Annotated in this window: 23 protein-coding genes, 3 tRNA genes and 3 rRNA genes; 22 read left to right on the top strand and 7 right to left on the bottom strand. The window is 35.0% G+C overall.

The annotated features are described in order from the left end of the window. The first annotated feature begins 18 nt into the window (after window positions 1-18). The 5 genes from P3875_RS02245 to P3875_RS02225 all read left to right on the top strand — a co-directional run bounded on the left by P3875_RS02245 (window position 19) and on the right by P3875_RS02225 (window position 4,264). On the top strand, window positions 19-603 hold the full coding sequence (locus P3875_RS02245) for an HAD family hydrolase (RefSeq protein ID WP_303444623.1): 585 nt from the start codon (window positions 19-21) through the stop codon (window positions 601-603). Between the two features lie 215 nt (window positions 604-818). After that, on the top strand, window positions 819-1,538 hold the full coding sequence (locus tag P3875_RS02240; protein WP_303444622.1) for a hypothetical protein: 720 nt from the start codon (window positions 819-821) through the stop codon (window positions 1,536-1,538). A gap of 211 nt (window positions 1,539-1,749) precedes the next feature. Next, window positions 1,750-2,280 carry a hypothetical protein gene (locus P3875_RS02235; RefSeq protein WP_303444621.1) on the top strand — a complete coding sequence of 177 codons (531 nt, stop codon included), beginning with the start codon at window positions 1,750-1,752 and terminating at the stop codon, window positions 2,278-2,280. 186 nt (window positions 2,281-2,466) lie between these two features. Next, window positions 2,467-3,702: a hypothetical protein gene (locus P3875_RS02230; protein ID WP_303444619.1), complete on the top strand. Its 1,236-nt coding sequence runs from the start codon at window positions 2,467-2,469 to the stop codon at window positions 3,700-3,702. A 175-nt stretch (window positions 3,703-3,877) separates the two neighbouring features. After that, window positions 3,878-4,264 (top strand): hypothetical protein, encoded by a 387-nt coding sequence (locus P3875_RS02225; RefSeq protein ID WP_303444618.1) that lies wholly within the window; start codon window positions 3,878-3,880, stop codon window positions 4,262-4,264. A 342-nt stretch (window positions 4,265-4,606) separates the two neighbouring features. On the opposite strand, the gene P3875_RS02220 is transcribed toward P3875_RS02225, so the two are convergent. Continuing rightward, window positions 4,607-5,815 carry an MFS transporter gene (locus P3875_RS02220; protein ID WP_303444617.1) on the bottom strand — a complete coding sequence of 403 codons (1,209 nt, stop codon included), beginning with the start codon at window positions 5,813-5,815 and terminating at the stop codon, window positions 4,607-4,609. A 79-nt stretch (window positions 5,816-5,894) separates the two neighbouring features. On the opposite strand from P3875_RS02220, the gene P3875_RS02215 reads away from it, so the two are divergent. From P3875_RS02215 to P3875_RS02135, 17 genes are all read left to right on the top strand, one after another. Then, window positions 5,895-6,761 (top strand): LysR family transcriptional regulator, encoded by an 867-nt coding sequence (locus tag P3875_RS02215; protein WP_303444615.1) that lies wholly within the window; start codon window positions 5,895-5,897, stop codon window positions 6,759-6,761. A 241-nt stretch (window positions 6,762-7,002) separates the two neighbouring features. Next, window positions 7,003-7,686: a DUF4253 domain-containing protein gene (locus P3875_RS02210; protein ID WP_303443207.1), complete on the top strand. Its 684-nt coding sequence runs from the start codon at window positions 7,003-7,005 to the stop codon at window positions 7,684-7,686. A gap of 227 nt (window positions 7,687-7,913) precedes the next feature. Then, entirely contained in the window at window positions 7,914-8,471 is a 558-nt protein-coding gene (locus P3875_RS02205; RefSeq protein ID WP_303444614.1) for a sugar O-acetyltransferase, read from the top strand. 401 nt (window positions 8,472-8,872) lie between these two features. After that, window positions 8,873-9,319 carry a hypothetical protein gene (locus tag P3875_RS02200; protein WP_303444613.1) on the top strand — a complete coding sequence of 149 codons (447 nt, stop codon included), beginning with the start codon at window positions 8,873-8,875 and terminating at the stop codon, window positions 9,317-9,319. A 613-nt stretch (window positions 9,320-9,932) separates the two neighbouring features. Beyond that, window positions 9,933-10,385, top strand: coding sequence for a DUF6794 domain-containing protein (locus P3875_RS02195; protein ID WP_303444612.1), 453 nt, complete (start codon window positions 9,933-9,935; stop codon window positions 10,383-10,385). Between the two features lie 298 nt (window positions 10,386-10,683). After that, window positions 10,684-11,562 (top strand): archaemetzincin, encoded by an 879-nt coding sequence (locus P3875_RS02190; protein WP_303444611.1) that lies wholly within the window; start codon window positions 10,684-10,686, stop codon window positions 11,560-11,562. 203 nt (window positions 11,563-11,765) lie between these two features. Beyond that, window positions 11,766-12,398, top strand: coding sequence for a DUF4240 domain-containing protein (locus P3875_RS02185; RefSeq protein ID WP_303444610.1), 633 nt, complete (start codon window positions 11,766-11,768; stop codon window positions 12,396-12,398). Between the two features lie 234 nt (window positions 12,399-12,632). Continuing rightward, entirely contained in the window at window positions 12,633-13,379 is a 747-nt protein-coding gene (locus tag P3875_RS02180) for a hypothetical protein (RefSeq protein ID WP_303444609.1), read from the top strand. Between the two features lie 278 nt (window positions 13,380-13,657). Then, window positions 13,658-14,173, top strand: a complete 516-nt coding sequence (locus P3875_RS02175; protein WP_303444608.1) for a GNAT family N-acetyltransferase — start codon at window positions 13,658-13,660, stop codon at window positions 14,171-14,173. A 226-nt stretch (window positions 14,174-14,399) separates the two neighbouring features. Beyond that, entirely contained in the window at window positions 14,400-15,446 is a 1,047-nt protein-coding gene (locus P3875_RS02170) for a RelA/SpoT domain-containing protein (protein ID WP_303444607.1), read from the top strand. 289 nt (window positions 15,447-15,735) lie between these two features. After that, window positions 15,736-16,812: a bestrophin family protein gene (locus P3875_RS02165; RefSeq protein ID WP_303444606.1), complete on the top strand. Its 1,077-nt coding sequence runs from the start codon at window positions 15,736-15,738 to the stop codon at window positions 16,810-16,812. Between the two features lie 69 nt (window positions 16,813-16,881). After that, window positions 16,882-17,580 (top strand): transglutaminase-like domain-containing protein, encoded by a 699-nt coding sequence (locus P3875_RS02160; protein ID WP_303444605.1) that lies wholly within the window; start codon window positions 16,882-16,884, stop codon window positions 17,578-17,580. Between the two features lie 158 nt (window positions 17,581-17,738). Continuing rightward, window positions 17,739-18,242 carry a DUF1648 domain-containing protein gene (locus tag P3875_RS02155; RefSeq protein WP_303444604.1) on the top strand — a complete coding sequence of 168 codons (504 nt, stop codon included), beginning with the start codon at window positions 17,739-17,741 and terminating at the stop codon, window positions 18,240-18,242. 120 nt (window positions 18,243-18,362) lie between these two features. After that, window positions 18,363-18,743 (top strand): PH domain-containing protein, encoded by a 381-nt coding sequence (locus P3875_RS02150; RefSeq protein WP_303445412.1) that lies wholly within the window; start codon window positions 18,363-18,365, stop codon window positions 18,741-18,743. 37 nt (window positions 18,744-18,780) lie between these two features. Then, window positions 18,781-19,473, top strand: coding sequence for a DUF4328 domain-containing protein (locus P3875_RS02145; RefSeq protein ID WP_303444602.1), 693 nt, complete (start codon window positions 18,781-18,783; stop codon window positions 19,471-19,473). 149 nt (window positions 19,474-19,622) lie between these two features. Beyond that, window positions 19,623-19,916 (top strand): hypothetical protein, encoded by a 294-nt coding sequence (locus tag P3875_RS02140; RefSeq protein WP_303444600.1) that lies wholly within the window; start codon window positions 19,623-19,625, stop codon window positions 19,914-19,916. 74 nt (window positions 19,917-19,990) lie between these two features. After that, window positions 19,991-20,458: a regulatory protein RecX gene (locus P3875_RS02135; RefSeq protein ID WP_303444598.1), complete on the top strand. Its 468-nt coding sequence runs from the start codon at window positions 19,991-19,993 to the stop codon at window positions 20,456-20,458. A 433-nt stretch (window positions 20,459-20,891) separates the two neighbouring features. On the opposite strand, the gene rrf is transcribed toward P3875_RS02135, so the two are convergent. From rrf to P3875_RS02105, 6 genes are all read right to left on the bottom strand, one after another. Continuing rightward, window positions 20,892-21,003: ribosomal RNA gene (gene rrf, locus P3875_RS02130) — 5S ribosomal RNA — on the bottom strand. A gap of 126 nt (window positions 21,004-21,129) precedes the next feature. Beyond that, window positions 21,130-24,012: ribosomal RNA gene (locus P3875_RS02125) — 23S ribosomal RNA — on the bottom strand. Window positions 24,013-24,125: 113 nt separating this feature from the next. Then, a tRNA-Ala gene (locus P3875_RS02120) sits at window positions 24,126-24,199 on the bottom strand. Between the two features lie 128 nt (window positions 24,200-24,327). After that, a tRNA-Ile gene (locus P3875_RS02115) sits at window positions 24,328-24,401 on the bottom strand. Window positions 24,402-24,466: 65 nt separating this feature from the next. Then, a 16S ribosomal RNA gene (locus P3875_RS02110) occupies window positions 24,467-25,984 on the bottom strand. The 16S, 23S and 5S rRNA genes sit together here with 3 tRNA genes alongside, the layout of an rRNA operon. A gap of 181 nt (window positions 25,985-26,165) precedes the next feature. Next, window positions 26,166-26,240 (bottom strand) — tRNA-Val (locus P3875_RS02105). Between the last annotated feature and the right edge of the window lie 321 nt (window positions 26,241-26,561).

Here is a 26,561-nt window from a genome sequence, read left to right as displayed (position 1 = left end):
AAACAATAAAACGTCCCATTGAACGAAGAAAATAAAATTCTGTTAATTTTAGATATTGACGAAACTTTAATTCACGCTTCAGAAAAAAAATTAGACCGTGAGCCTGATTTCGTAATTTTTGATTATTGCATTTATGAAAGACCATTCTTATTTGAATTTCTAAATGAAATAAAAGAAGATTTCTTGGTAGCAGTTTGGTCTTCTGCGTCGGATGACTATGTTGAAAAAATTGTTGAAAAGATTTTTCCACAAGATTACAAATTAGAATTTATATGGGGACGAAGTCGTTGCACTACGACAAACGAATCACTCTTTGATGAATACGGCAACTATTCTGATTACTACATTCAGCACTTTAACCACACAAAACCTCTAAAAAAAGTTAAGAAAAAAGGTTTTGATTTAGAAAGAATTTTAATAATTGATGACACACCAAATAAATCAAAAAAAAACTATGGAAATGCAATTTACCCGAAAGAATTTACTGGTGACTCAACTGATAATGAATTAAAAACACTTGCAATTTATCTAAAATCACTAAAGAATGAAAAGAATGTTAGAATTATAGAAAAGAGAGGTTGGAATGAAAAAAAAATACTGTAGCCAACATAGTATTGGCGAAATGCGGGGTGAAAGTCATCGTTGAACTACTCTACCTTTTTAGTCGCCGCTATTTTTCAGTTCAACTTATTTATCTAATTTAGTCTCACCGAAAAAATATCGGCTTCGCTTGGTCGAAATAGAACTTTTCAGTCCAATTTAGCCCGCACTTCAGCCAATACCTTTTCGTTAGCCGTAATTATTTTAAAACACTCTGTATGAAACATATTTTGTCAAGTTTTTTAATTGCATTTTTTTTAATTTCTTGTTCAAAAAATGGAGGAAATTCAAGACTTGAAAGCAACATTGAATCGACGCAAAATCCAATTGAAAATTTAAATATTCAAACTAAAAATTTTATTGAAATTGATTCTACCGGAATTTTGATGTTTCCGTTAGAAATGGGTGAAAATAAAAGAGAAGATGGAAGCTATTCATATAAAGAAATGCCAAGTAATGGATATTGGAATGTCTTGTTCTTGAATAGTAATACTAATGAATACAATTTGTTGACCGAAGGCAAAATTCTGATTCTTGATTATAACTACAAATATGGAAATGAAGAAGGAATGAGTGTATCAAAGAAAACAAATCATATTTTTTACAGCGCGAGAACACTGGATTACAATAAATATAAATTATTGAATGAAATTGATCCTACTTATCTATTTGTATCAGACAAATTCGGAAAAAATTTCAGACAATTATCTCCAAAAAATTATAGTGTGAATACTTGGAAATATATACAAACAAACAATAAAATTATTTTAACTGCATACAAAGACAGCAATAAAAATAATTCTTTTGATGATAAAGATGAAATATCGACTTTTGAAATTGTTTTGGATAAGAATGAAAAACTGAAAGAAGTTTTTCAAAATGACCTAAAAGATAAATTGAAAACTCTTTATGATAGAGATTGGAAACGAGTAAAATAACTATAACTACGGCTAACATTGTATTGGCGAAATGCGGGGTGAAAGTCATCGTTGAACTACTCTACCTTTTTAGTCGCCGCTATTTTTCAGTTCAACTTTTTTAACTAATTTAGTCTCACCGAAAAAATATCGGCTTCCGTTTGGTCGAAATTGAACTTTCAGTCCAATTTAGCCCGCACTTCAGCCAATACTTTTTCCGTTACCAGCAATTATGAAAAAACTACATCTAATAATATTAATTTTTACTTTCAACTTTGGTTTATCTCAAAACAAAGTTGAAATTGATTCATTGCTGAACGAAATTGCTAAAACCGAAAACTCGAAAGAAATTATAAATACGAACGAAGGAAAAAAAATTTTTGATTATGGTTGGAAATTATTGCCGAAATTATCTGAATTTTTTACTGATAAAACCGAAACTAATATGAAGTCGGAATGTGTTGGCCGAAATTTAACTAAAGGAGAAATAGCAATAATTCTAGCCGACAGAATTGAAGGAATGCCTTATGCACAAATCACTGGAATACAAAATTGTTTAGGCACATTTTGCGAAAAGAATATGAACTTCATAGAATATTATATAGACTTTATAAAGCGTGACGGAGTAGAAAAATTTCAAGCTAAATACAACGAATGGTTAAAAAGCGATGCTAATATTGAATGGAAACCAATTTTTGAGTCAAAATCAGCAAGTGAAAGAAAAAAAATAATCAAAGAGAAAAGAAGAGCTAAACAAAAATAACTGCTGGTAACAGGCGTTTGGCAAGATTGCGAATTTTGTAGTAAATTCACGTTTACGTTTCGCAAGAAATTTTATCTTTAACAGAAAATAATCAGTTCCGAAGTTCGCAACCTCGCCAAGCGCCGGAACGTTACCAGCAAGGCTATAAGAATATACAGTCCGACATTTCGACAATATATGGGAACAATGAAAAGTAATGAACAATGGATTCAAGAAGCAATAAAAATTCACGGTAATAAATATTGCTATAATAAGGTTGTCTATGTTGGAAATAATATAAAAGTATGTATAAAATGCTCAGAACATGGAGAGTTTTGGCAGACACCCAGTAATCATTTGTCTGGCAAAGAATGTTTGAAATGTTCTTATGAAAAGAGAGGCCAAAAATTAACAAGCACAAATCATATATTTATAGAAAAAGCTAAAAAAGTACATAGTGATAAATATGATTACTCCAAATTGGTATATGTAAATGCAAAAACCAAAGTTTGTATATCTTGTCCTAAACACGGAGAATTTTATCAACTACCATCAAAACATTTGTCAGGAAACAAATGTCCAAAATGTGCTGATGAAGTGAGAAACGTAAACAATACCAAAACAAAGGACGAATTCATTGCAGAATCTAAAATCATACATAATGACACTTATTGTTATGAAAAAGTGGAATATCTAAATGCTAAAACTAATGTTTGTATAATCTGCGAAAAACATGGTGAATTCTTTTGCACTCCAAATAATCATTTAAGAGGAAAAGGTTGTTCTAAATGTGTTGGTAAAAATAAAACCACAGAGGAGTGGATTTTAGAAGCCAAACAAATACACGGAGAAAAATATAACTATTCTAAAGTTGATTATAAAAAATGTGACACTAAAGTATCTATTACTTGCTTTGAACACGGAGATTTTTGGCAAGTAGCTCAATACCACTTGAGTGGTAATGGCTGCCCAGCTTGTAAACAAAGTAAATTAGAAAACGAAACTTCATCAATTTTAAATAAACTAAATATAAAATATGAAAGAGAATATAAACCTTTATTTTTAAAAAATGGTAAAGGCCAACAGTCATTAGACTTTTACCTTATCGATTATAAAATTGCTATTGAGTGTCAGGGCAAACAGCATTTTGTACCAATTGATTTTGCAGGAAAAGGAAAAAAATGGACAGATCAATTATTTGAAAAAAATAAAAATCGTGATCACATAAAACTCAAAAAATGTTTAGCCAATGATATTAAAATGATCTATATCATAGATAATGAAGAATATAGTAAAAGCAAATATCATTTTGATATCGTAGAACCATTTTCAGGAAATGTGAACTATAAAATTGTTCATTTAAATGAATTTGAGAATTACATAAATCGTTTAGCCGAGATAGCTAAATTTTTCGGTTTTGAAGAAATGAATGATAGCGTTTAACAACTTGACCCACAAAAGCCCTGCTGGTAACACGGTTTTTGCATTAGTGGGCGGACAGTGGGAATAGAAACATTTGAGCAATTAATAAACGTTGGTGCTGGTAGACAGTTTTCGGTTTCAAAAGCCCACCATCGCAAAGCCCGAAACCGTTATGGGCAACCTTAGACGACAGACAATGACTAAACAGATAGTAACAATTTTGACATTCGGACTCTTTACAACCTTGCTAACAGGCTGTGACCCTTATTATTCAATAACTGTTACAAATATCACTAGTGACACAGCTCAAATATTAGTAAAAGAAACAATAAACTTCAGAACCGAAAAGCAAAAGTCTCTGACAACTACTGACGGATTTGACGTTTATGAATTAGCTCCAAACGAACAAATAAAAGTCGGTTCTGCAATTGCGGAAATTGACAACGATATTCCTTTTGACCAAATAAAAATTGTTACTAGAAAGGACACTCTTACAGCGAATAGTATTGAGACAATTAAAAATCTCTTTGACAAAAAAACTTTTGGTGGACTTAAAACACCTTATAACATTAGTATAAGATGACAGAAAAGGCAGCCCATAACAGGCGTTTGGCAAAAAAGCGGGTTCAGTGGTTAATTGAACATTCTACCTCGTATCAACTTTTGTGCTGGGTTGACAGTTTAGTGCTTCGAAATCCGCTTCTTCGCCAAGCGCCAAAACGATGTGGCGAAATCCGCTTACGCTCCTTTCGCCACATCGGGGCGGCGCCTACAACGCACGATGCGCTTGTCGCTTCGCGAACTTCGCACATCATGCGATTTTGCTAAATCCTTTCTCCGAGCAAGCTCGGAAAAAGAACTTCGCAAAGCCGCCGCCCCGTTAGTGGCAACCGTACAACCCAACAACCAACAGACAACCCAACAACTAATGATTATTAGACTTTGTTAACTTTTTGACTAATACAACTAAAATGATATTGACAAGAGCCAAAACAGCAAGTAGGCAGATATATACGGAAGAATTAAATTGTTGTATTACAAAACCACCTATAAACGGTGTTACAGCTTGTGCTATCAGTGGTAAACCTGCCAATTTTCCTAAAATAACGGCATAGCCTTTTTGTCCGAAAATAGCTAAAGGTAATGTTCCTTTTAGAATAGAACGCATTCCGTTTCCCAATCCAAAAACAATAACCCCAAGAAATGCAATTTTAGGACTAATCAACAATAAAACAAGTCCGGTAAAAATAGCAATAGCTGAAATCACAGCCGTTGTTTCGGCGGTTTTTTTTGGCAATACTAAATCTAAAACACGAACACCAACTTGACTTGGACCAAGCAAAGCCGCTATACTTACAGCCGTTGCCAAATGCATTTCATTGCTCAACAAAATATCAATTAAATGAACTACAATTCCTGTCATCAACATCGAACCTATTGTAAAGTATGCGAGAAGCAAACGAAAAATTTTAGAACGAAACAAATCCGTTGAAACGCTTTCGGTTACAACTTTTTCACTTGTTTTATTCGTTACATTTTCAGTTGCCTGAAAAGCAAAACGATGAAGTGGGAATACCGAAATCAGCAATACAAACGTATAAATAAAACAAGCTGTTCGCCAATCGACATAATGCAATAAATGTGACACGAAAAACCACGAAACCGTAGGTGCAAAACCCGAAATCAAAGTAATTTGAATGATTGATTTATTGGCTTCTCTGCCGTATCTTTTTCCGAGTAACGCAAACAAAGCGTCATACAAACCCATTGCCATTGAAATACCAATGATTATCCAACCTAAAATGAATATCCAAAATTGTTGTGCCAATCCGATAATGGTCAATCCCAACGCCATTACAACACCTGAATACAATAGGATATAGTCTTTTTCTCTTTCGTTGATGGTTTTACCGATTTTTGAAGAAACTAATCCACTAACCAATAAAGACAGCGACAAAACCCCATAAACCATTTGGTGCGACCAACCGGTTTCTTTCATTATCGGGTCAGCCAAAACCGATAAAATAAAAAACGAACCACCCCATAAAACGATTTGAGCAACAGCCAAAGCAATATTTTTTGTAATCGGAAGTTGCGGAACTTTTAAACTCATACTCGCTAATTCTATTTTCACACCGCAAATTTCCAAACAATTCCTATATTTGTAAAACGTTATTTTTCGATAACATCAATCGTTAAAACCGATTTATAAAATGGAATTAAGACAACTTAAATACTTTCTGAAAGCAAAGGAATTTCTAAATTTTACGGAAGCGGCAAACAATTTGCACATCAGTCAAAGCACTTTGTCGCAACAAATTAAACAGTTAGAAGATGAGTTAGACGTTTTGTTATTCAATCGAATTGGCAAACGAATAACATTAACTGAAGCAGGAGAACTGTTTGCGGAATACGCTTTGCAAAGTGTAAACCGAGCCAATGACGGATTTCTTTTACTGAAAGATTTAAACAATCTCCATACAGGCAAAATTTCGATTGGTGCAACTTACGGATTGCGAAATTTACTAACGAAAGCATTGATACAATTCGCTGAACAATTTCCTAAAATCAATGTTCAGATTTTTTTCGGCACGTCCAACGAACTTATCGAAAAACTCAACCATTTTCAATTGGATTTTGTTTTGACATTTAATGAAACGACCAAAGAACAAGATTTTAAATATCAAACGCTTTTCAGTTCACCAATGACTTTGGTAACATCAAAAAAATCAATTTTAGCGAATAAAACTTCCATTACGCTGAAAGAAATTGCAGAATTGCCTTTGGCAATTCCTGCAAGCGGATACAGCACTATTCAATTTATGAACGAAGCATTTAGAAAAAACAATTTAAAACCCAATATCCGCATAGAAATAAATGACGTTCCGACAATTTTTGAATTAGTAAAAACAGGAAATTGGCATACTTTTATGAGTGGAGCAAGTGTAAACGATAAAGGTTTATCTACCATTCTGATTAAAGGAAAAAATATGAGCCGAACCGCAATGATTATTTCCCTGAAAAATGCTTATGAAAAGAAAGCCGTAAAAAAATTCTATGAGTTACTTACGGAAAATTAAATCACTAAACTATGAAAAAATAACGGCAGCCACTAACATCGGTTTTGCAAAAGAGCGGGTTAAGTGTAAAATTCAACATTTGTGCTTTTATCTGCAAAAACCATTTTCTTTTTGCTCTTTTTTGTAATTTAGCAAAAATAAAAAATGGTTTTGCTACGTTTGTGCAAAATTGAAAGTTCGGTCTTTCTAATCCGCTCCTTCGCAAAGCCGCGGGACGTTGTGCAACATTTAATAAAACGCTATGAAGAAAATAATATTCTCGATTTTTTGTTTGCTTGGATTAAATTCTTGTAATGGACAAAAAAATAATTTAAACGATTCTGAAATCAAACTAATTGGCGAATTAAAACTTGACAAAGAAACTGCACAAGAAATAAAAAGTCTAACGAATGGAAATTTTGAACTTGCAAAAGGATTTGAAGACCGCGAAAATTTGTATGATGATATTCCAGAACTAAAAAATTATTCAAAAAAACTACCTAAAGCTATCAAAATTAATTCAAAGGAAGATATTGCAACTAAAATTGTAAAAGACTTTAAGCAAAAACTAATCGAAAAAGGTCTAATAATTTACAAATCTGAAGAAAATTATAACCAAAAAGATGATGTAATAACTATCTTAAAATCCGAAAATAAATATGAACCACTTTATTTTGAAGGAACAAATGCAGTAAATTATGATATGAATACACCTCAATTAATAGAAAAACTTAAAGTTTGGGATAAACTTTACGGAATTGAATTAAATGGGGTTGGTTTTGATTATTTGTCAGGTGATTTTAAAAAACTTCCCGATGACTTAAGATCTTTTTCTACCGAAATGTATGACTTTTGTCCAGATATTGTTGACCAAGGAGTTGGAGATTTAGACAAACTTATTGAAGCTCTTAAAGATTCCAAATCATTTTTTCTTTGGTGGGATTAAAAAAAAACGTCGCACAACATTGTATTGGCGAAATGCGGGGTGAAAGTCTTGGTTGCACTATTCTACTTTTTTAGTCGCCGCTATTTTTCAGTTCAACTTTTTTAATTAACTTAGTTTCACCGAAAAAATATCGGCTTCGCTTGGTCGAAATTGAACTTTTCAGTCCAATTTAGCCCGCACTTCAGCCAATACTTTTTCGTTAGCTGCAATATAAACAAAACGTGAATATGACAGAATTAGAAAAAATGAGAAACGGGGAATACTATAAAATGGAAGACCCAGAAATTTTAAAAATACAGAATAGAGCTATTGAACTATGTGAAAAAATAGATAAACTTTCTTTTTCACAAATAAATGAAAAGAATGAATTGTTGAAAGACCTATTTGGAACGTTGGGTAAAAACGCGAGTATCAAACCAGGTTTTAAGTGTGATATTGGAAAAAACATACATATCGGAGATAATTTCCTCACCAATTTTGATGTTACCATCCTTGATATTGGCACAGTTACTATTGGAAACAATGTATGGATGGGACCTAAAGTTGGTATATATGCCGTTGGGCATCCAATGGAAGCGGAAGGACGAAAAAAATATTTAGGAATTGGAAAGCCTGTGAACATAGGCGATAATGTTTGGATTGGTGGAAGTGTGGTAATCTTAATGGGAGTTAATATTGGAGATAATGTAGTAATAGGTTCAGGCGCAGTTGTTACAAAAGATATTCCCGACAATGCTGTCGTTGTTGGTAATCCAGCTAAAATTGTAAAATATATAGAAAATTAAAAATACTGCAGCTAACAGCTAGTAAGCGCAAGTTGGGTTTTAGTGCTTATGGAAAGTTGGTTTTGTATTTGGCAAATTTGTGTTTAATGGAAAAAACTCGCATATTTAATCCCAACTTGCGCCTACTAGCAAAACGATGTGGCGAAATCCGCTTACGCTCCTTTCGCCACATCGGGGCGGCGCCTTCACCGCACGATGCGCTTGTCGCTTCGCGAACTTCGCACATCATGCGATTTTGCTAAATCCTTTCTCCGAGCTTGCTCGGAAAAAGAACTTCGCAAAGCCGCCGCCCCGTTAGGCGATATATTTACAGACGCACCGTAAAAGATGAACAAAATAGAATTTATTCCTCTTATTGAACCAGCGACAAGGAAAGTGAAATCATTCCGAGTGGAAATTATTTGAGTAATACAAATGAGTGGGATAGTTACCAGAAAAGGGAAATTGATAAGAATTATTTGAGTTTTCCTGAACCTATTTTAAAAGGGAATTATCAATACAAACTTTTTGACATTTCCATAGAAGACATCGAAAGAGTTATTAATCTTCACATTGGTGATACAGATATAAATGATTCAATTTCTCTTTTTGGAGGCTATGCAATTTCTAAAAATGGCAATATTGAACTTTATCCACAATGTTGTGGGCTTTTAGAAGAAATACAACTTTGGAAAAAAATACTAAATGAAGACTTTAGTGAATTTTATCTAACAGAAGGGCACCCTTCTCCATTAATAACAAAAAGTGGAAATGAAATTGTCATTTATTGTAAAGACGAATTTGAGACATTTGACCCATTTACAACCAAAGAAGAAATTAGACTTGACGGAATATTCTGTAAAGATTAACGCTTTATCAGACAAATTTAAAACTAGAAACTTATCAAACATTATAATTTGGGGGAATAATGAAACCGAATAGAAATAATACATCGCCTAACATTGTATTGGCGAAATGCGGGGCGAAAGTCTTGGTTGTTCTACTCTACTTTTTTAGTCGCCTCTATTTTTCGTTTCAACTTTTTTAACTAATTTAGTCTCACTGAAAAAATATCGGTTTAGTTTGGTCGAAATTGAACTTTTTAGTCCAATTTAGCCCGCACTTCAGCCAATACTTTTTCGTTAGGCACAATGCTATGAAGACACGAGTAATAATACTGACATTTTTTCTTTTAACTGTTCATTTATCGCATGGACAGAAAAAGAAAGCTCCCAAGGACTTTGCTGAAGCAATAACCATTTTACAAACAGACTCCCAGACAGTTTAAAAGCTATAATCAAAAAGACGGGAAATGACAGTCTGATTAATTTATGCTATCCTTGGGACGGAGACTATAAAACCATTTTTGAATGGACTGAAAGTGATAACAAAAAATCAAAGATTAAAAAGTATTTAATCGACAAGGGTGTCTCATCAAATCAGCACCAACAAACAGTTATACTAATTGCCTTTAAAAAGACATTGCTTGGAGAGAGCTATAATGAAAATGAAATACTTCATCCATATCAAACCATAGAAAATAAGTGGGCAAGAGAAGATAGTGTTCGCTTCACAACCGACAGTTTGCGTGGAGTTTATATTCCTAAAGACCTTGAAGATTGTTTTAAACAAATTGACGGTTTTTGGGACGACTCAACAAAAGTTAAAGTTAAACAGTGGACAGAAGACGAGTTTAGCGGTAGAGCACATCACGGCTTTGGAATGTGGATGAGAAATAATTGGCAACTTTGGGGCGGCTCAAGATTGTCCAAATATTTCAATGACTTAGGAATTTATCACCCAGACGATATGTCGGGAATTATTCTTTACAGCTATCATCGTTATTTGACAGGTAAGGACATAAAACTTGAAGAGCAAATCAAATTCTATCAAGACTATTGGAAAAAATCTAATGAACAGAACAAGAAGAAATAAAAGCACCGTGCCTAACATGGGTTTGGCGCAATGCGGGGCGAAAGTCTTTGTTGTTCTACTCTACTTTTTTAGTCGCCGCTATTTTCCGTTTCAACTTTTTTAACTAATTTAGTTTCACCGAAAAAATATCGGCTTCGTTTGGTCGAAATTGAACTTTTCAGTCCAATTTATCCCGCACTTCAGCCAATACTTTTTCGTTAGCGGCAAGCTTAAAGACCGGCATAGAAATATGAAACATACATTTTTAATCGCAATAATAACATTTCTAATTTGGAGCTGTAATTCGGACAAATCGAAAATGACAAATCCTGACGAAGTGAATAAAACTGAAAATAAAATTACAGTTGACACAGTAGGATATTCATTAAAACCAATTGACGACCTGCACGAAAGGTTAACAATGAAAGACTATGATAAAAATTTAACTGACTATATAAACTCAAATCCGAATAAAGTTGACTCTAACCGAAAAGTAGTTTATATTCTTCCATTTGGAAATATGAAACCAGAAGTTGAAAAGATTATAAAGGAAGAAGTTGAATATTTAAAAGCGTTTCTTCAGTTAGAAGTTAAAGTTTTAGATAGAGTATCTTATGATAGTATTAAGAAAATCAGTTCTATTCAAACACGAATGGTTCCTAGCTCTGACTTTGACTATTACTCAAAAATGAAAGGGGGAACACCGACTTTGACGGAACAAATTCATGCAAGTTCATTTATTGAAGCTCTTATGAAAAATAATAAACCTAAAGATGCAGTTGCTGTTTTAGGTATAACTGAACACGACATTTATAATCCTAAATACAATTACCTTTTTGGTCTTTCAGAATTAAAAGATGGTGTTGGTTTAGTTTCTACATTTAGACTTATTGACTATGGACAAGAGACTAAATACAACATTCGCAAAGCGGTTTCTAAACAAATTGTAAATATGTTTTCAATTTCAAATGTGAAAGACTATAAATGTGTATTGAACTTTCATAAAAGCATAGAAGAATTGTATCAAGGAAAATTTGACTTATCACCAAGAGCATTAGAGAAATTGAAATATGCAATTGAGTTTGACTATTCAAAGCGATTTAAGGATTTAGAACAATTTTGGAAGAAAGAAAAAAATATTGAAGAAGAGAAATATTATAAAGAATGTACAATAAGACTAAATAAAGCCAGCCACTAACATGGGTTTGCCAAAAGTGGGGCTGAAGTACTAAATTTGAACATTGTACTTCTAATGAACTTAGGTGCTAAATTGAACATTTGTGCTTCGATTTCCCCCACTTCGCCAAGCCCCAAACCGTTAGCAGAGATTTTATGAAAACAGCGGTCCTAATAATAATTTACTCAACAATTTTATCTTGTAACAACTCTAATAAAAATAATATGGGATTTTTTGATAAACTTTTTGGAAAAAAAGAACAGTCGGAACACATTTCAAAACCTAATTCTGACTCTTTAAAAATTGAAAAAACAGCTGAAATGCTAGATGAAGATTTATATTGGAAAATCATTGACAATTCATTAAGAAATTCAAAAAATCAAGACGGTCAAGAAAAATTTTTAATATCTGAAATTAGTAAATTAACACCAAAACAAATGATTGGTTTTCGTTTACGAACAGACAAATTTCTATATGATACTTATAATTCTGAAATGTGGTGTGCAAGTTATCTAATGAATGGAGGAAGTTCTGACGACGGATTTGAATATTTCAGAAATTGGGTAATTTCAAGAGGAAAAGAAGTCTATTATAAAGCCAAAGAAAATCCCGACACATTAATTTCTCAAAAAGATTTTGGTGAAGAAGACTTTTATGAATTTGAATTATTTTGGTATGTTGCTTTAGAAGCATTTGAGAAAATGACAGGAAAAGAACTCTATGATTATATCGATGAAGAAAATTTTACTACTAAAGAAGGAAATTATCCTCAATTTGAATTTACTTGGCAAGAGGAAAATCCGGACAGTATGAAAAAAATATGCCCAAAATTATTTGAAGAATTTGGTAATAAATAAAAACTTCCGCTAACATAGTATTGGCGAAATGCGGGGTGTAAGTCTTGGTTGTTCTACTCTGCATTTTTAGTCGCCGCTATTTTTCAGTTCAACTTTTTTAACTAACTTAGTCTCACGGAAAAAATATCAGCTTCGTTTGGTCGAAATTGAACTTTGCAGTCCAATTTAGCACGCACTTCAGCCAATACTTTTTCGTTAGCGGTAATGCTAAAGAAAACTAATCAGAAATTATATATGAAATTAAAATTTATTCTTCCTTTATTAACTATTTTTCTTTTATCCTCTTGCAACTTTATAAACAATACAATTGAGTATAATGATTCTTCAAAGGAATTTATGAATACCATTTTAAAACAAAATGTAGATAAATCTTTACCTTATTTTGCTTTAGAATCTGAAGCTGCAAAAAATGTAGATATTAACCAGATGAAAAATGGTTTAGAAGAATTTCGTACTACTATTTTAAATCAATTCGGTGCAGACCTTGAATATGAATTTATCGCTGCCAATAAACAATTCTCTACAGTTGCTAAAAATAGCAATCCTAAAAATACTACCGTTGTAACTTTGCAATTTGAAAACGAAACTAATTTTGGAGTAGTAGAAATGTTATATGATGATAATTCTAAGAAATTACTTAATATTAATGTATTAGATATTAAAGAGCCTATTCCTAATACAAGTTTACTTTATATTATTGGTTTCATTTCACTAATCATACCAATATTCAATATTTACGTTATCAATAAAATTAGAAAAAGTAACCTTTCAAGAAAGTGGTTAAAATATATCGCTGTTGTAATTTTTAATTTTCCAACTTTAATTTATAATGTAGTCAGTGGATTCGGTTTTAAAATTTTTCAATTTACATTTTTAGGACTTGGATTACAAAATACTGGATACTTAAATTCTGTAGTTACAATTGGAATTCCAATAGCTGGAATATACTGGTTTTGGAAGTTAAAAGATATAAAAAAATAAGCGCAGCAGCCAACAAGGTATTGCCAAAAGCGGGGCTGAAGTGCTTCATTCAACAGTAGCTTTTCAATTAAACTTTAGTAATAATATCGGCTTTTGAGCTTCGATTTCCCGCCCGAACGGAAAGCTCCGAAACGATGTGGAGCTTGTCGCTTCGCGAACTTCGCACATCATGCGATTTTGCTAAATCCTTTCTCCGAGCAAGCTCGGAAAAAGAACTTCGCAAAGCCGCCGCCCCGTTGGTGGCAAGCAATCCAAACACACCTAATAGACATTGACGAATGGACATAACAATAAGACAAGCGACATATAACGATTTGAAAGACTTAAAAAATCTAGCTATTAAATCTTGGGGACAATTTCAACCAAATTTGACAGTTGAAAATTGGCAAAAGTTGCAAAACAGTTTGACAGACGACAAAACGTATAAAGAGCTACTTGACAAATCACACAGTATTGTCGCAACAAATGACACAGACGAAATTATAGGAATGGCATTTCTTGTTCCAAAAGGAAATCCTACTGAAATTTATGACAAAGAATGGTGCTATATAAGATTTGTAACTGTTGACCCAAACTATGGAGGACAAGGAATTGGACGAAAGCTTACAAACATATGTATTGACAAAGCAAGACAGGACAACGAAAAAATAATTGCACTTCATACTTCGGAAATGATGGATACTGCAAGACATATTTATGAGAGTTTGGGTTTTAAGATTTTAAAAGAAATTGACCAACGACTTGGAAAACGATATTGGTTGTACAAACTTGACATTACTGACAATAATGAATAGACAAACTACAATAAATTTTGCCTGCCACCAACATTGTATTGGCGAAATGCGGGGTTAAAGTCTAGGTTTGCTACTCTACTTTTTTAGTCGCCGCTATTTTTCAGTTCAACTTTTTTAACTAATTTAGTCTCACCGAAAAAATATCGGCTTCGCTTGGTCGAAATTGAACTTTTCAGTCCAATTTAGCCCGCACTTCAGCCAATACCTTTTCGTTAGCCGTCATTTTATGAAATACTCTCGTAAAAAAATAACTAAAGCAGGAAACATATTATTAACTTCTAAATCTGAAGAAGAAATTAATGATGCGTTAAATCTAATAAATGATTGGAGAACTAATCATTTACAACCGCTTAAGGTAATGAAGAGAAGATTAGTGAAATTACTAGAAAAAAGTAAAATATCACCAATTCTTATTTCTCAAAGATTAAAACGTCTAACATCTATAGTGTATAAATTAGATTTAAACCCTCAAATGGGCTTAGGTGGTATGCAAGATGTGGGTGGTTATCGAGCAGTTTTAAAAGATGTAAAAGATTTATATAAGCTTAAAGCTATTTTGGAAAATACAAATTATTATAATCGATTTGAAAAATGTAATGATTATGTAGAAAATCCAAAACCATCTGGATATAGAAGTATTCATTACATATATAAATATTCTTCCAAAGTTCCAGAATATGATCAACTAAAAGTTGAGTTACAAATAAGAACAAAACTTCAACATAATTGGGCAACTGCTGTCGAAACCGCTGGAATTATAACCAAAACCTCATTAAAGTCAAGTCAAGGTCCAGATGAATGGTTAATTTTTTTTAGAGTTGTTAGCTCATTATTTGCAATTAAAGAGAATCTACCTGTATTAGATGAGCATAAAGATAATACAATGCAAGAACTAATGGTAGAATGTTATAATTTATGTGTTAAATTAAATGTGATTGATACATTAAAAGCATTAAGAGTAACAACTGAGCATCTTGAAAAACAAAAATTTCCAGGTGATTATTATCTAATACATATTAATACTGAAAAAAAAGGAGTAACAATCAACGTATTCAGTAAATCCAAATATGAATTAGCAACACAAAAATATTTAGAAATAGAAAGAAAAATTGATGACTCAAAAAGTGCAGTTGTTTTAGTGTCTGCAACATCTTTTAAGGATTTGAAAAAAGCTTATCCAAGTTATTTCTTAGATACTTCTGAATTCTTAAATGCTTTAGAGAAAATTAATACTAATTGTATAAAACTAGAACTAATAAAAACGAACGGCTAATAACTAAGCTTTAGCTTCGCTCAGTTCTGGCAGAGCCCTCGGGTCGTCTTGCCCGGAGGGCACGAGATGAATTAAAAATCACTGAACACCAAAACAAATAATAAACAAGTGAAGTAAAGCCCGTTGAACGGAACCGTAGTGAGCTTTTCATGTAGTATGGAGTTTTCGAAGTGTAGCTTTAAAATATACCAGCAGTAATTTTATGATTACTGCTTTTTTTTATGGTTCAAATATAGGTTGTTTTAAACTTTCCTAAAAAACACGCATTTCTACTTAAATAAATATATATTTGCTTATAAACCTGTTAACAAACAAAATAAAAAACACACAAATAATAACAACTAAAGGTATAAGTATTTTAAATTTAATAAAATGGTCGGGGAAATATCTTTTTTGGCTTATTTTATTTAACGCAGTAGTAGCGTTTTTGTATTATTTTAAAATTTTAAACATTAACATCCCTTGGCTTCCTGTATCTGTAATTGGTACGGCAGTTGCGTTTTATGTTGGTTTTAAAAACAATAATGCCTACGACCGCTTATGGGAAGCTCGTAAAATTTGGGGAGGAATTATAAACGAAAGCAGAACTTGGGGCATGATGGTTGATGGTTATATAAGTAACCAGTTTACAGAAATAAATAAAAGCGATATAGAAATACATGAAATAAAAAAACGGCTTATTCACCGCCATATTGCTTGGGTTTACACGCACCGAAACCAATTATTGGTTCCTACAGAATGGGAACGATTAAGCCAAACGGGTGACACCCAAAGATCTGCAAGGTATTTTTACAAAAACTTTGGCGTTGGTTTGTTAGATGATAACATTACTCAAGATGAACTACGAAAGTTTTTACCAGAAAACGAGTTTGAAAGGTTAATTAATTACGCTAATACGGCTACACAAATAATTAATGAACAATCTAGAGATTTAAGAGAATTACGAAAACACGACTTAATTGACGATTTTAGACACATGGAATTAGAGAATGTTTTAAGAAGCTTTTACACGTTGCAAGGGCAGAATGAACGCATTAAAAAATTTCCGTTACCAAGGCAATATTCGGCAATGAGTCATTATTTTGTTGCTATTTTTATTTTGTTATTACCTTTTAGCATGGTTCCTGAATTAGCAAATGTTGCTGCTTGGGGCATTTGGCTTTCGGTTCCTTTAACCGCTTTAATTGGTTGGGTTTATATTATGATGGAAGTTATTGGTGATTATTCCGAAAATCCATTTCAAGGACTAATGAACGATGTTCCTATGATGTCTATTTGTCGAACTATTGAAATTGATTTACGAGAAATGTTGAACGAAACAAATCTACCACCAGCTATAAAATCAGTAAACGGGGTACTAAATTAGTTTGCTTTTAAATAAAAATTTAAAAACAACAACAATCTTATAAAGTTTCAACAACCATTCCATAATGATATGAGCAGTTACTTAAAAGAAACGCCACTTTTAAACTATTCAAATACGTTAATACAAAAGTTGGTAGAAAAACAAAATTGGAGGCAATTAAACGATGTTGATAAAGTTAAATTTATTTACAACTTTGTTAGAGACGAAATTAAATTTGGCTATAACACAAGTGATGCTATTCCTGCTTCAAAAGTTTTAGAAGATGGGTATGGTCAATGCAATACTAAGTCAACATTATTAATGGCTTTGTTAAGAGCAACCGGTATAGAAAATAGAATACACGGCTTTACCATTGATAAAGCGTTGCAAAAAGGTGCTTTAAGCGGTATTTGGTATAAACTATCTCCTAAGAATATTCTTCATAGTTGGGTAGAAGTAAAAATAAATGATAAGTGGTATAATTTAGAAGGCGTTATACTTGATAAAGATTATTTATCTGCTTTACAAGATAAATTTTCTGATTGCCAAACTACTTTTTGCGGTTACGGAGTTTATACAGACAATTTTGATAAACCTAATATCGATTGGAACTTAAACAATACATACATTCAAGATAAAGGTATTAACCAAGATTTTGGAGTTTTTAATACCCCCGATGAATTTTATAAAAAACATCAACAAAAGTTGAATTTGTTTAAACAATGGATTTTTAAAAACATTGTACGTCATCAAATGAATAAAAATGTAAACCAAATAAGAAAAAAATAGCATACATATAAAAACTAACATTTATAAAACTTGCTAAGTTTTTAAACAATTAAAGTAGAAGCCGTTTACAATTAATTGTGAATGGCTTTTTTGTATATTTGGTATCATACGTTTTTATTCAAAAATAAAACTACATTCAACTGCTCTAAATTTTTAAAATGGAATCAAGACCAAAACTAAAAATTAAAAACACACCTACCGATAATCTTGTTGAAGCCATAGGTTGGTTTACCTTAATAGCCCTTTGGTTTATTACCCTAACAAATTATGCAAATTTACCGCAAACCATACCAACGCATTACAATGCAGCAGGTGTAGCCGATGGTTATGGCTCTAAAACATCTATTTTTGGATTGCCTATTATAGCAACATTGCTTTTTGTAGTATTAACTATACTTAATAAATTTCCGCATGCTTTTAATTACTTAACACCCATTACAAACCAAAACGCATTAGAACAATATACCAATGCAACCAAACTTATCCGGTATTTAAAATTAGGTGTGGTATTTATATTTTTTATAATCGATTATAAAACCATACAACATGCAACTGGCGAAACTATAGGCTTAGGTAGTTGGTTTTTACCTGTTTCGTTAGCAATTGTTTTTATTCCTTTGCTGTACTTCATTTTTAAATCAATTAAAACACCCAAAAAATAAAATGTCGAATGCAGCTAATATTCAAAACAACCTTAAACAACTTACAAGGCATTTAAATAGTAATTATGATGTTGATTTAAATTGGAAATGGAATTAATACTATCATATAAAATTAAACACATGGGAATTTTTTCAGCTTTACTTGGAAACGCAGGCGCAGTTAGCCAAGACGAATTACAAAAAAAATACAATCAATTACTTACCAACGAAGAAGTTATTGAAATGGGCTTTAAATTAATAAGAGACACCCTTATTTTTACCAACAAAAGATTAATACTTATTGATGTTCAAGGTTTAACGGGTAGTAAAACCGAATACACTTCGGTAAGTTATAAAAGTATTTCCCGCTTTAGTATTGAAAGCTCTGGAACTTTTGACCTTGACGCCGAATTAAAAATTTGGATTTCAAGCGAGCAAATTCCAAGTATTAGAAAACAATTTAACAAATCGGTAAATGTGTACGATGTACAAAAAGTTTTAGCACATCATGTTTTAAAATAAATAAATATTAAGTAAACACAATTGAAAAATAATAAAAATGAAAAATCTAAAACCAAATACACAAAATGCAAAATATGCAATTGTATTAATATGGGTAATGCTTTTAATAGAAATCATTTCCCTAATATCGGGTTCTATGCAATATAATTTATTAGAATCAGTTTCAAACGGTATAGAAATAACACCTGAAAGTGCAAACGCAAACGATAAACGCGAACAATTAATTGGTTTTATATATATAATTGCCTTTTTAATTTCGGCCGTAACTTTTATAAAATGGTTTCAACGTGCATATTCAAATCTACATTTAAAAGTAGATAATTTGTCAAGTTCAGAAAATTGGCCTGTATACTGTTGGTTTATACCAATCTTAAACTTGTTCAGACCTTTTCAAATTATGGAAGAAATGTTTACCAAAACAAACGTATTACTCATAAAAAACAATACAAACAAAAACATAAATCTATCAAAAAACATTGTAAAAGTATGGTGGGGATTGTGGCTTTTAAATAACTTTATAGGGCAATTCTTTTTTAGATATTCGTTAAAAGCCGAAACATTAAACGAATTAACAACTGCAACAATTATTGGAATGATTGCAAATGTTATGGGCATTCCATTAGCAATTATCACAGTAAAAATGATTAAACAGTACTCAAAATTAGAAATGTTATTACCACAAATCGATAATGAAACTGAAACTATCGAAAATAAACTGCTCATAGATTAAAATATAAGACAGAATAAAAATACTCAAATTAGCACATTTGCCTTTTTAAAAATGTAAATCATTCATTATATATAATATCAAACTACATAAATAGTCTTTCAATTAATTAAAAAAAATTTGGTATCTTTAAAGTTAAAAATCGTATCATCATGAAAAAAGAAGAATTAAAAAAGCAGCTAAAAAAGCAAAGCAAATTACTTAGTAAACAGCAAGCCATGCTTAAACAGTATGAAAAGCTATTTGGTAATTTTGAAAAAATAGCAAAACGAATGAAAAAAAACACATCGCGTTTTGAAATGTTACTAGAAGATATTGAAATAGACGAAGAATTGACCGATGAAGAATTAGATGCAATTATGAACGAGTTCAAAACTTCTGAAGCTGATTTCGAAGATTTTGAAGATGATGATTTAAACGAAGAAATCGATTCTAAAGATAAATAAACTCAAAAAATCCTCAATCCCGAGGATTTTTTCCTTTTACAAAACCTACAACAAACAATACATTTGTAAAAAAAATGAATAACAATGCCCTTTCTGTAGATCAAGCCATTAAAAAATTAGAATATTACTGTGCCTACCAAGACCGTTGTTATAAAGACGTTATAAGCAAGTTGCAATCACTTGGCATGTACCAAACCGCAATTAATCATATATTAGATCACCTAGTTGCTAATAACTATTTAAACGAAGAACGTTATGCAAAAAGCTTCGCACGTGGTAAACATCGCATAAAAGGCTGGGGGAAGTATCGAATTGAACAAGAACTAAAATTTAAAGACATTTCCGCGTACAATATTAAAACAGCCTTAAAAGAAATAGAAACCGACTATTTAAGCAACTTTTACACTTTAGCCGAAAAGAAGTGGCATAGCATATCAGAAACGTCCTTAAACGCCAAAAAACAAAAATGGACAAGTTTCCTAATTCGCAAAGGCTACGAAACCAATTTAATTTATAATTTCTTAAAAGATTTAACATCTTAAAACCATTCTCATTTGGGCAATCCCCTCCACTACGTTGCGGGTCGGGCTCTCGCGAGTCGCTTTTGTTTTTTAGCAAAAACAAATAGCTCCAACAAACGCTCCATCCCTATTGCAGCAGATTGTAAAAAAATAAGTGGTAATTAGTGCAATCTGTGGTTAAAAAGTTTAAGGTTTAAAGTGCAGAAAAACCATCAATTGCGTCGGGTTTTAACCCGATGTAAAGTAATTAAAATAAAACACGGCTTTAGCCTGATAATATTGCATTGTGTAGATTGTAAAAAAAACAGTTATAATTAGTGCAATCAGTGGTAAAACAAAAAATCTCCATCATTACTGATGAGGATTTAAAAAAAGGCGATGACTTGACCAAAGGGACACGCCGCACCTATAAAAAAAGAAAACCCCAATCTTTTCAGATTGGGGTTTTACTAAAAAAAGGCGGCGACATACTCTCCCACATTAAAATGCAGTACCATCTGCGCTATCGGGCTTAACTTCTCTGTTCGGAATGGGAAGAGGTGAGCCCCGATGCTATAACCACCTTAAGCTTTTGGTTTATTACACTTGTAACAAACTATTTTGTTAACATATTTTCGATACTTTTTGTAGATTATTTCAAGTTTAGTCTTAATACTAAATTCTCAATACTATTTTTATAAAGCAATTCCTAGAGCACATAAGCTTACGGGCTATTAGTACTACTTGACTATGACATTACTGCCTTTACATCTGTAGCCTATCAACGTTGTCATCTTCAACGACCCTTTAAAGAAATCTCATCTTGTGGTGGGTTTCGCGCTTATATGCTTTCAGCGCTTATCCCTTCCCAACGTAGCTACTCAGCGATGCACCTGGCGGCACAACTGATACACCAGAGGTTAGTCCAATTCGGTCCTCTCGTACTAGAATCAGATCCACTCAAATTTCTTGCGCCCACAGTAGATAGAGACCGAACTGTCTCACGACGTTCTGAACCCAGCTCGCGTGCCACTTTAATGGGCGAACAGCCCAACCCTTGGGACCTTCTCCAGCCCCAGGATGTGACGAGCCGACATCGAGGTGCCAAACCCCCCCGTCGATATGAGCTCTTGGGGGAGATCAGCCTGTTATCCCCGGCGTACCTTTTATCCTTTGAGCGATGGCCCTTCCATGCGGAACCACCGGATCACTATGCTCTACTTTCGTACCTGATCGACTTGTTAGTCTCGCAGTCAAGCTCCCTTTTGCCATTGCACTCTACGCACGGTTACCAAGCGTGCTGAGGGAACCTTTAGAAGCCTCCGTTACTCTTTTGGAGGCGACCACCCCAGTCAAACTACCCACCAAGCAATGTCCTCAACATGTATCGAGTTAGATCTCAGATAAGCAAAGGGTGGTATTTCAACAATGACTCCACAACGCCTAGCGACGCCATTTCATAGTCTCCCACCTATCCTACACATCACTTATCCAAGAACAATACTAAGCTATAGTAAAGGTGCACAGGGTCTTTTCGTCCCACTGCGGGTAATCGGCATCTTCACCGATACTACAATTTCACCGAGCTCATGGCTGAGACAGTGTCCAGATCGTTACACCATTCGTGCAGGTCGGAACTTACCCGACAAGGAATTTCGCTACCTTAGGACCGTTATAGTTACGGCCGCCGTTTACTGGGGCTTCAATTCAATGCTTCTCCGAAGATAACATCTCCTCTTAACCTTCCAGCACCGGGCAGGTGTCAGGCCCTATACTTCATCTTACGATTTGGCAGAGCCCTGTGTTTTTGATAAACAGTCGCCTGGACCTTTTCACTGCGGCCAGCATTGCTGCTGGCGACCTTTCTCCCGAAGTTACAGGTCTATTTTGCCTAATTCCTTAGCCATGAATCTCTCGAGCACCTGAGGATACTCTCCTCGACCACCTGTGTCGGTTTGCGGTACGGGTTGTAATAATCTAAGTTTAGAAGCTTTTCTTGACAGCCTTTAGGTACACTATCACTTTGCCCGAAGGCTCCGTGTACTATCGCATTTCTCCAAGTTCGACGCATTTTACTATCAAACCTATAGGTACGTGCTTTAACGAACTATTCCGTCAGTTCGCGGTACTTTCACCACTGCGTCACTCCATCACAACTATTACAAGTACGGGAATATTAACCCGTTGGCCATCGACGTCCCCCTTCGGGTGTGCCTTAGGTCCCGACTAACCCACAGCTGATTAGCATAGCTGTGGAAACCTTGGTCTTACGGTGTGCGGGTTTCTCGCCCGCATTATCGTTACTTATGCCTACATTTTCTTTTCTAAACAGTCCAGCAATTCTCACAAATCACCTTCTACCCAGTTTAGAATGCTCCCCTACCACTTGTATTTACATACAAATCCATAGCTTCGGTAGTATACTTATGCCCGATTATTATCCATGCTCGATCGCTCGACTAGTGAGCTGTTACGCACTCTTTAAATGAATGGCTGCTTCCAAGCCAACATCCTAGCTGTCGGGGCAATCAAACCGCGTTTTTTCAACTTAGCATACATTTGGGGACCTTAGCTGATGGTCTGGGTTCTTTCCCTCTCGGACATGGACCTTAGCACCCATGCCCTCACTGCTGTAAATCATTTATTAGCATTCGGAGTTTGTCAGGAATTGGTAGGCGGTGAAGCCCCCGCATCCAATCAGTAGCTCTACCTCTAATAAACTATATCAGCGCTGCACCTAAATGCATTTCGGGGAGTACGAGCTATTTCCGAGTTTGATTGGCCTTTCACCCCTACCCACAGGTCATCCGAAGACTTTTCAACGTCAACCGGTTCGGTCCTCCATTTGGTGTTACCCAAACTTCAACCTGCCCATGGGTAGATCACACGGTTTCGCGTCTACCACTACTGACTATAGCGCCCTATTCAGACTCGCTTTCGCTTCGGCTGCGTAACTTAATTACTTAACCTTGCCAGCAACGGTAACTCGTAGGCTCATTATGCAAAAGGCACGCCGTCACCCAACGAATGGGCTCCGACCGCTTGTAGGCGTATGGTTTCAGGTTCTATTTCACTCCGTTATTCACGGTTCTTTTCACCTTTCCCTCACGGTACTGGTTCACTATCGGTCTCTCAGGAGTATTTAGCCTTGGCGGATGGTCCCGCCGGTTTCAATCAAGGTTTCACGTGCCCCGACCTACTCAGGATACCACTATCTAATACTTCACTTACCTATACGGGACTATCACCCTCTACGGTTCATCTTTCCAGATGATTCTAATTCGCTTAGCTTAAAATGTCGTGGTCCTACAACCCCAAAATTGCCGTAACAACTTTGGTTTGGGCTTCTGCGCGTTCGCTCGCCACTACTTACGCAATCACTTTTGTTTTCTTCTCCTCCGCCTACTTAGATGTTTCAGTTCAGCGGGTTTGCTCACCTATCGGTGTACTATGTCTTCAACATAGTGGGTTGCCCCATTCGGATATCTGCGGATCAATTCGTATGTGCCAATCCCCGCAGCTTTTCGCAGCTTATCACGTCCTTCGTCGCCTCTGAGAGCCTAGGCATTCCCCATACGCCCTTATTTTGCTTATTGTGCTCTACTTTAATCCCTAAAGATTAAATGTGCTTTATATTATTTCTAATATTATTCTACTTTTTAAATGTATCTCAATATGTCAATGAACTTTTTTCGCTTGATGCGAATTGTGGAGAATATCGGAGTCGAACCGATGACCTCCTGCGTGCAAGGCAGGCGCTCTAGCCAGCTGAGCTAATCCCCCATTCTTTTAGCTTTCAGTTATCAGCCGTTAGCTTTCAGCGGATTGTTGATAACTCAACTTCTAAAATTTCCTTTTATGGTATTTTTCACAGCTTTTTAATTCGTAATTTTCTATTTCGTAATTAAAAGTAGTCCCGGGCAGACTCGAACTGCCGACCCCTACATTATCAGTGTAGTACTCTAACCAGCTGAGCTACGAGACTCTGTAATTTTTTACCTTTTTTTTGAACTAACAGTTAAGAGTAAGAGATTTTTAAACCATCTCTAGAAAGGAGGTGTTCCAGCCGCACCTTCCGGTACGGCTACCTTGTTACGACTTAGCCCTAGTTACCAGTTTTACCCTAGGCAGCTCCTTGCGGTCACCGACTTCAGGTACCCCCAGCTTCCATGGCTTGACGGGCGGTGTGTACAAGGCCCGGGAACGTATTCACCGGATCATGGCTGATATCCGATTACTAGCGATTCCAGCTTCACGGAGTCGAGTTGCAGACTCCGATCCGAACTGTGACCGGCTTTATAGATTCGCTCCCTATCGCTAGGTGGCTGCTCTCTGTACCGGCCATTGTAGCACGTGTGTGGCCCAGGACGTAAGGGCCGTGATGATTTGACGTCATCCCCACCTTCCTCACAGTTTACACTGGCAGTCTTGCTAGAGTTCCCGACATTACTCGCTGGCAACTAACAACAGGGGTTGCGCTCGTTATAGGACTTAACCTGACACCTCACGGCACGAGCTGACGACAACCATGCAGCACCTTGTAAATTGTCCGAAGAAATATCTGTTTCCAAATACGTCAATCTACATTTAAGCCCTGGTAAGGTTCCTCGCGTATCATCGAATTAAACCACATGCTCCACCGCTTGTGCGGGCCCCCGTCAATTCCTTTGAGTTTCAGGCTTGCGCCCGTACTCCCCAGGTGGGATACTTATCACTTTCGCTTAGCCACTCAGTCCGAAAACCAAACAGCTAGTATCCATCGTTTACGGCGTGGACTACCAGGGTATCTAATCCTGTTCGCTACCCACGCTTTCGTCCATCAGCGTCAATCGTTGGTTAGTAACCTGCCTTCGCAATTGGTATTCCATGTAATATCTAAGCATTTCACCGCTACACTACATATTCTAGTTACTTCACCAAAATTCAAGCCCTACAGTATCAATGGCAATTTTTTGGTTAAGCCAAAAACTTTCACCGCTGACTTATAAGGCCGCCTACGGACCCTTTAAACCCAATGATTCCGGATAACGCTTGGATCCTCCGTATTACCGCGGCTGCTGGCACGGAGTTAGCCGATCCTTATTCTTACAGTACCGTCAAGTTCCCTCGCAAGGGAGTGTTTCTTCCTGTACAAAAGCAGTTTACAATCCATAGGACCGTCTTCCTGCACGCGGCATGGCTGGTTCAGACTTGCGTCCATTGACCAATATTCCTCACTGCTGCCTCCCGTAGGAGTCTGGTCCGTGTCTCAGTACCAGTGTGGGGGATCTCCCTCTCAGGACCCCTACCCATCATCGTCTTGGTGTGCCGTTACCACACCAACTAACTAATGGGACGCATGCTCATCTTATACCAATAAATCTTTAATATCTGAATGATGCCATTCCTATATCCTATAAGGTATTAATCCAAATTTCTCTGGGCTATCCCTTAGTATAAGGTAGATTGCATACGCGTTACGCACCCGTGCGCCGGTCTCAAGGAAGCAAGCTTCCTCTACCCCTCGACTTGCATGTGTTAGGCCTGCCGCTAGCGTTCATCCTGAGCCAGGATCAAACTCTTCATCGTATGTTTTTTATATTTTTTGATGTGTCGTTTAAAAACGTAATCTCTTACGCTCTTACTCTTTTTTTTCTGTTAATCCAATATGTCTATGAACTTGTCTCTTCTTCTGTCGCTTTGTTTCTTAAAGTGGTTGCAAAAGTAGTAACTTTTTCTAATCTACCAAAACTTTTTTTAGTTTTTTTTGTGGGCGATAAGGGATTCGAACCCCTGACCCCCTCGGTGTAAACGAGGTGCTCTGAACCAGCTGAGCTAATCGCCCCTATTTTGTTTTTTGAACGGACTGCAAAGATAACAACCTTTTGTAATACCATCCAAATTTATTTTTTACTTTTTTTTTCTAGGAACGTGTTGCTTGCTGTGCTGCTAAGCGGGTGCAAATATACCACCCTTTTTTTGGCTTTTGCAAGCTTTTTGCAAATGTTTTTTTAGTTTTTTTATAACCTACTTAATTGTAGTAATTTACGAATTATGAATTTTGAATTACGATTGTTGTTGGGGTGTTTTTACTAAATAAAACATACTTACTATATGTAATATTACTTTGCCTGTTCGCTTCGCTCGGGGCTTTTGGTATTAAAAA

The organism is Myroides sp. JBRI-B21084, assembly GCF_030545015.1.
Classification (GTDB): Bacteria; Bacteroidota; Bacteroidia; order Flavobacteriales; family Flavobacteriaceae; genus Flavobacterium.
This window is presented reverse-complemented; position numbering and strand designations above follow the sequence as displayed.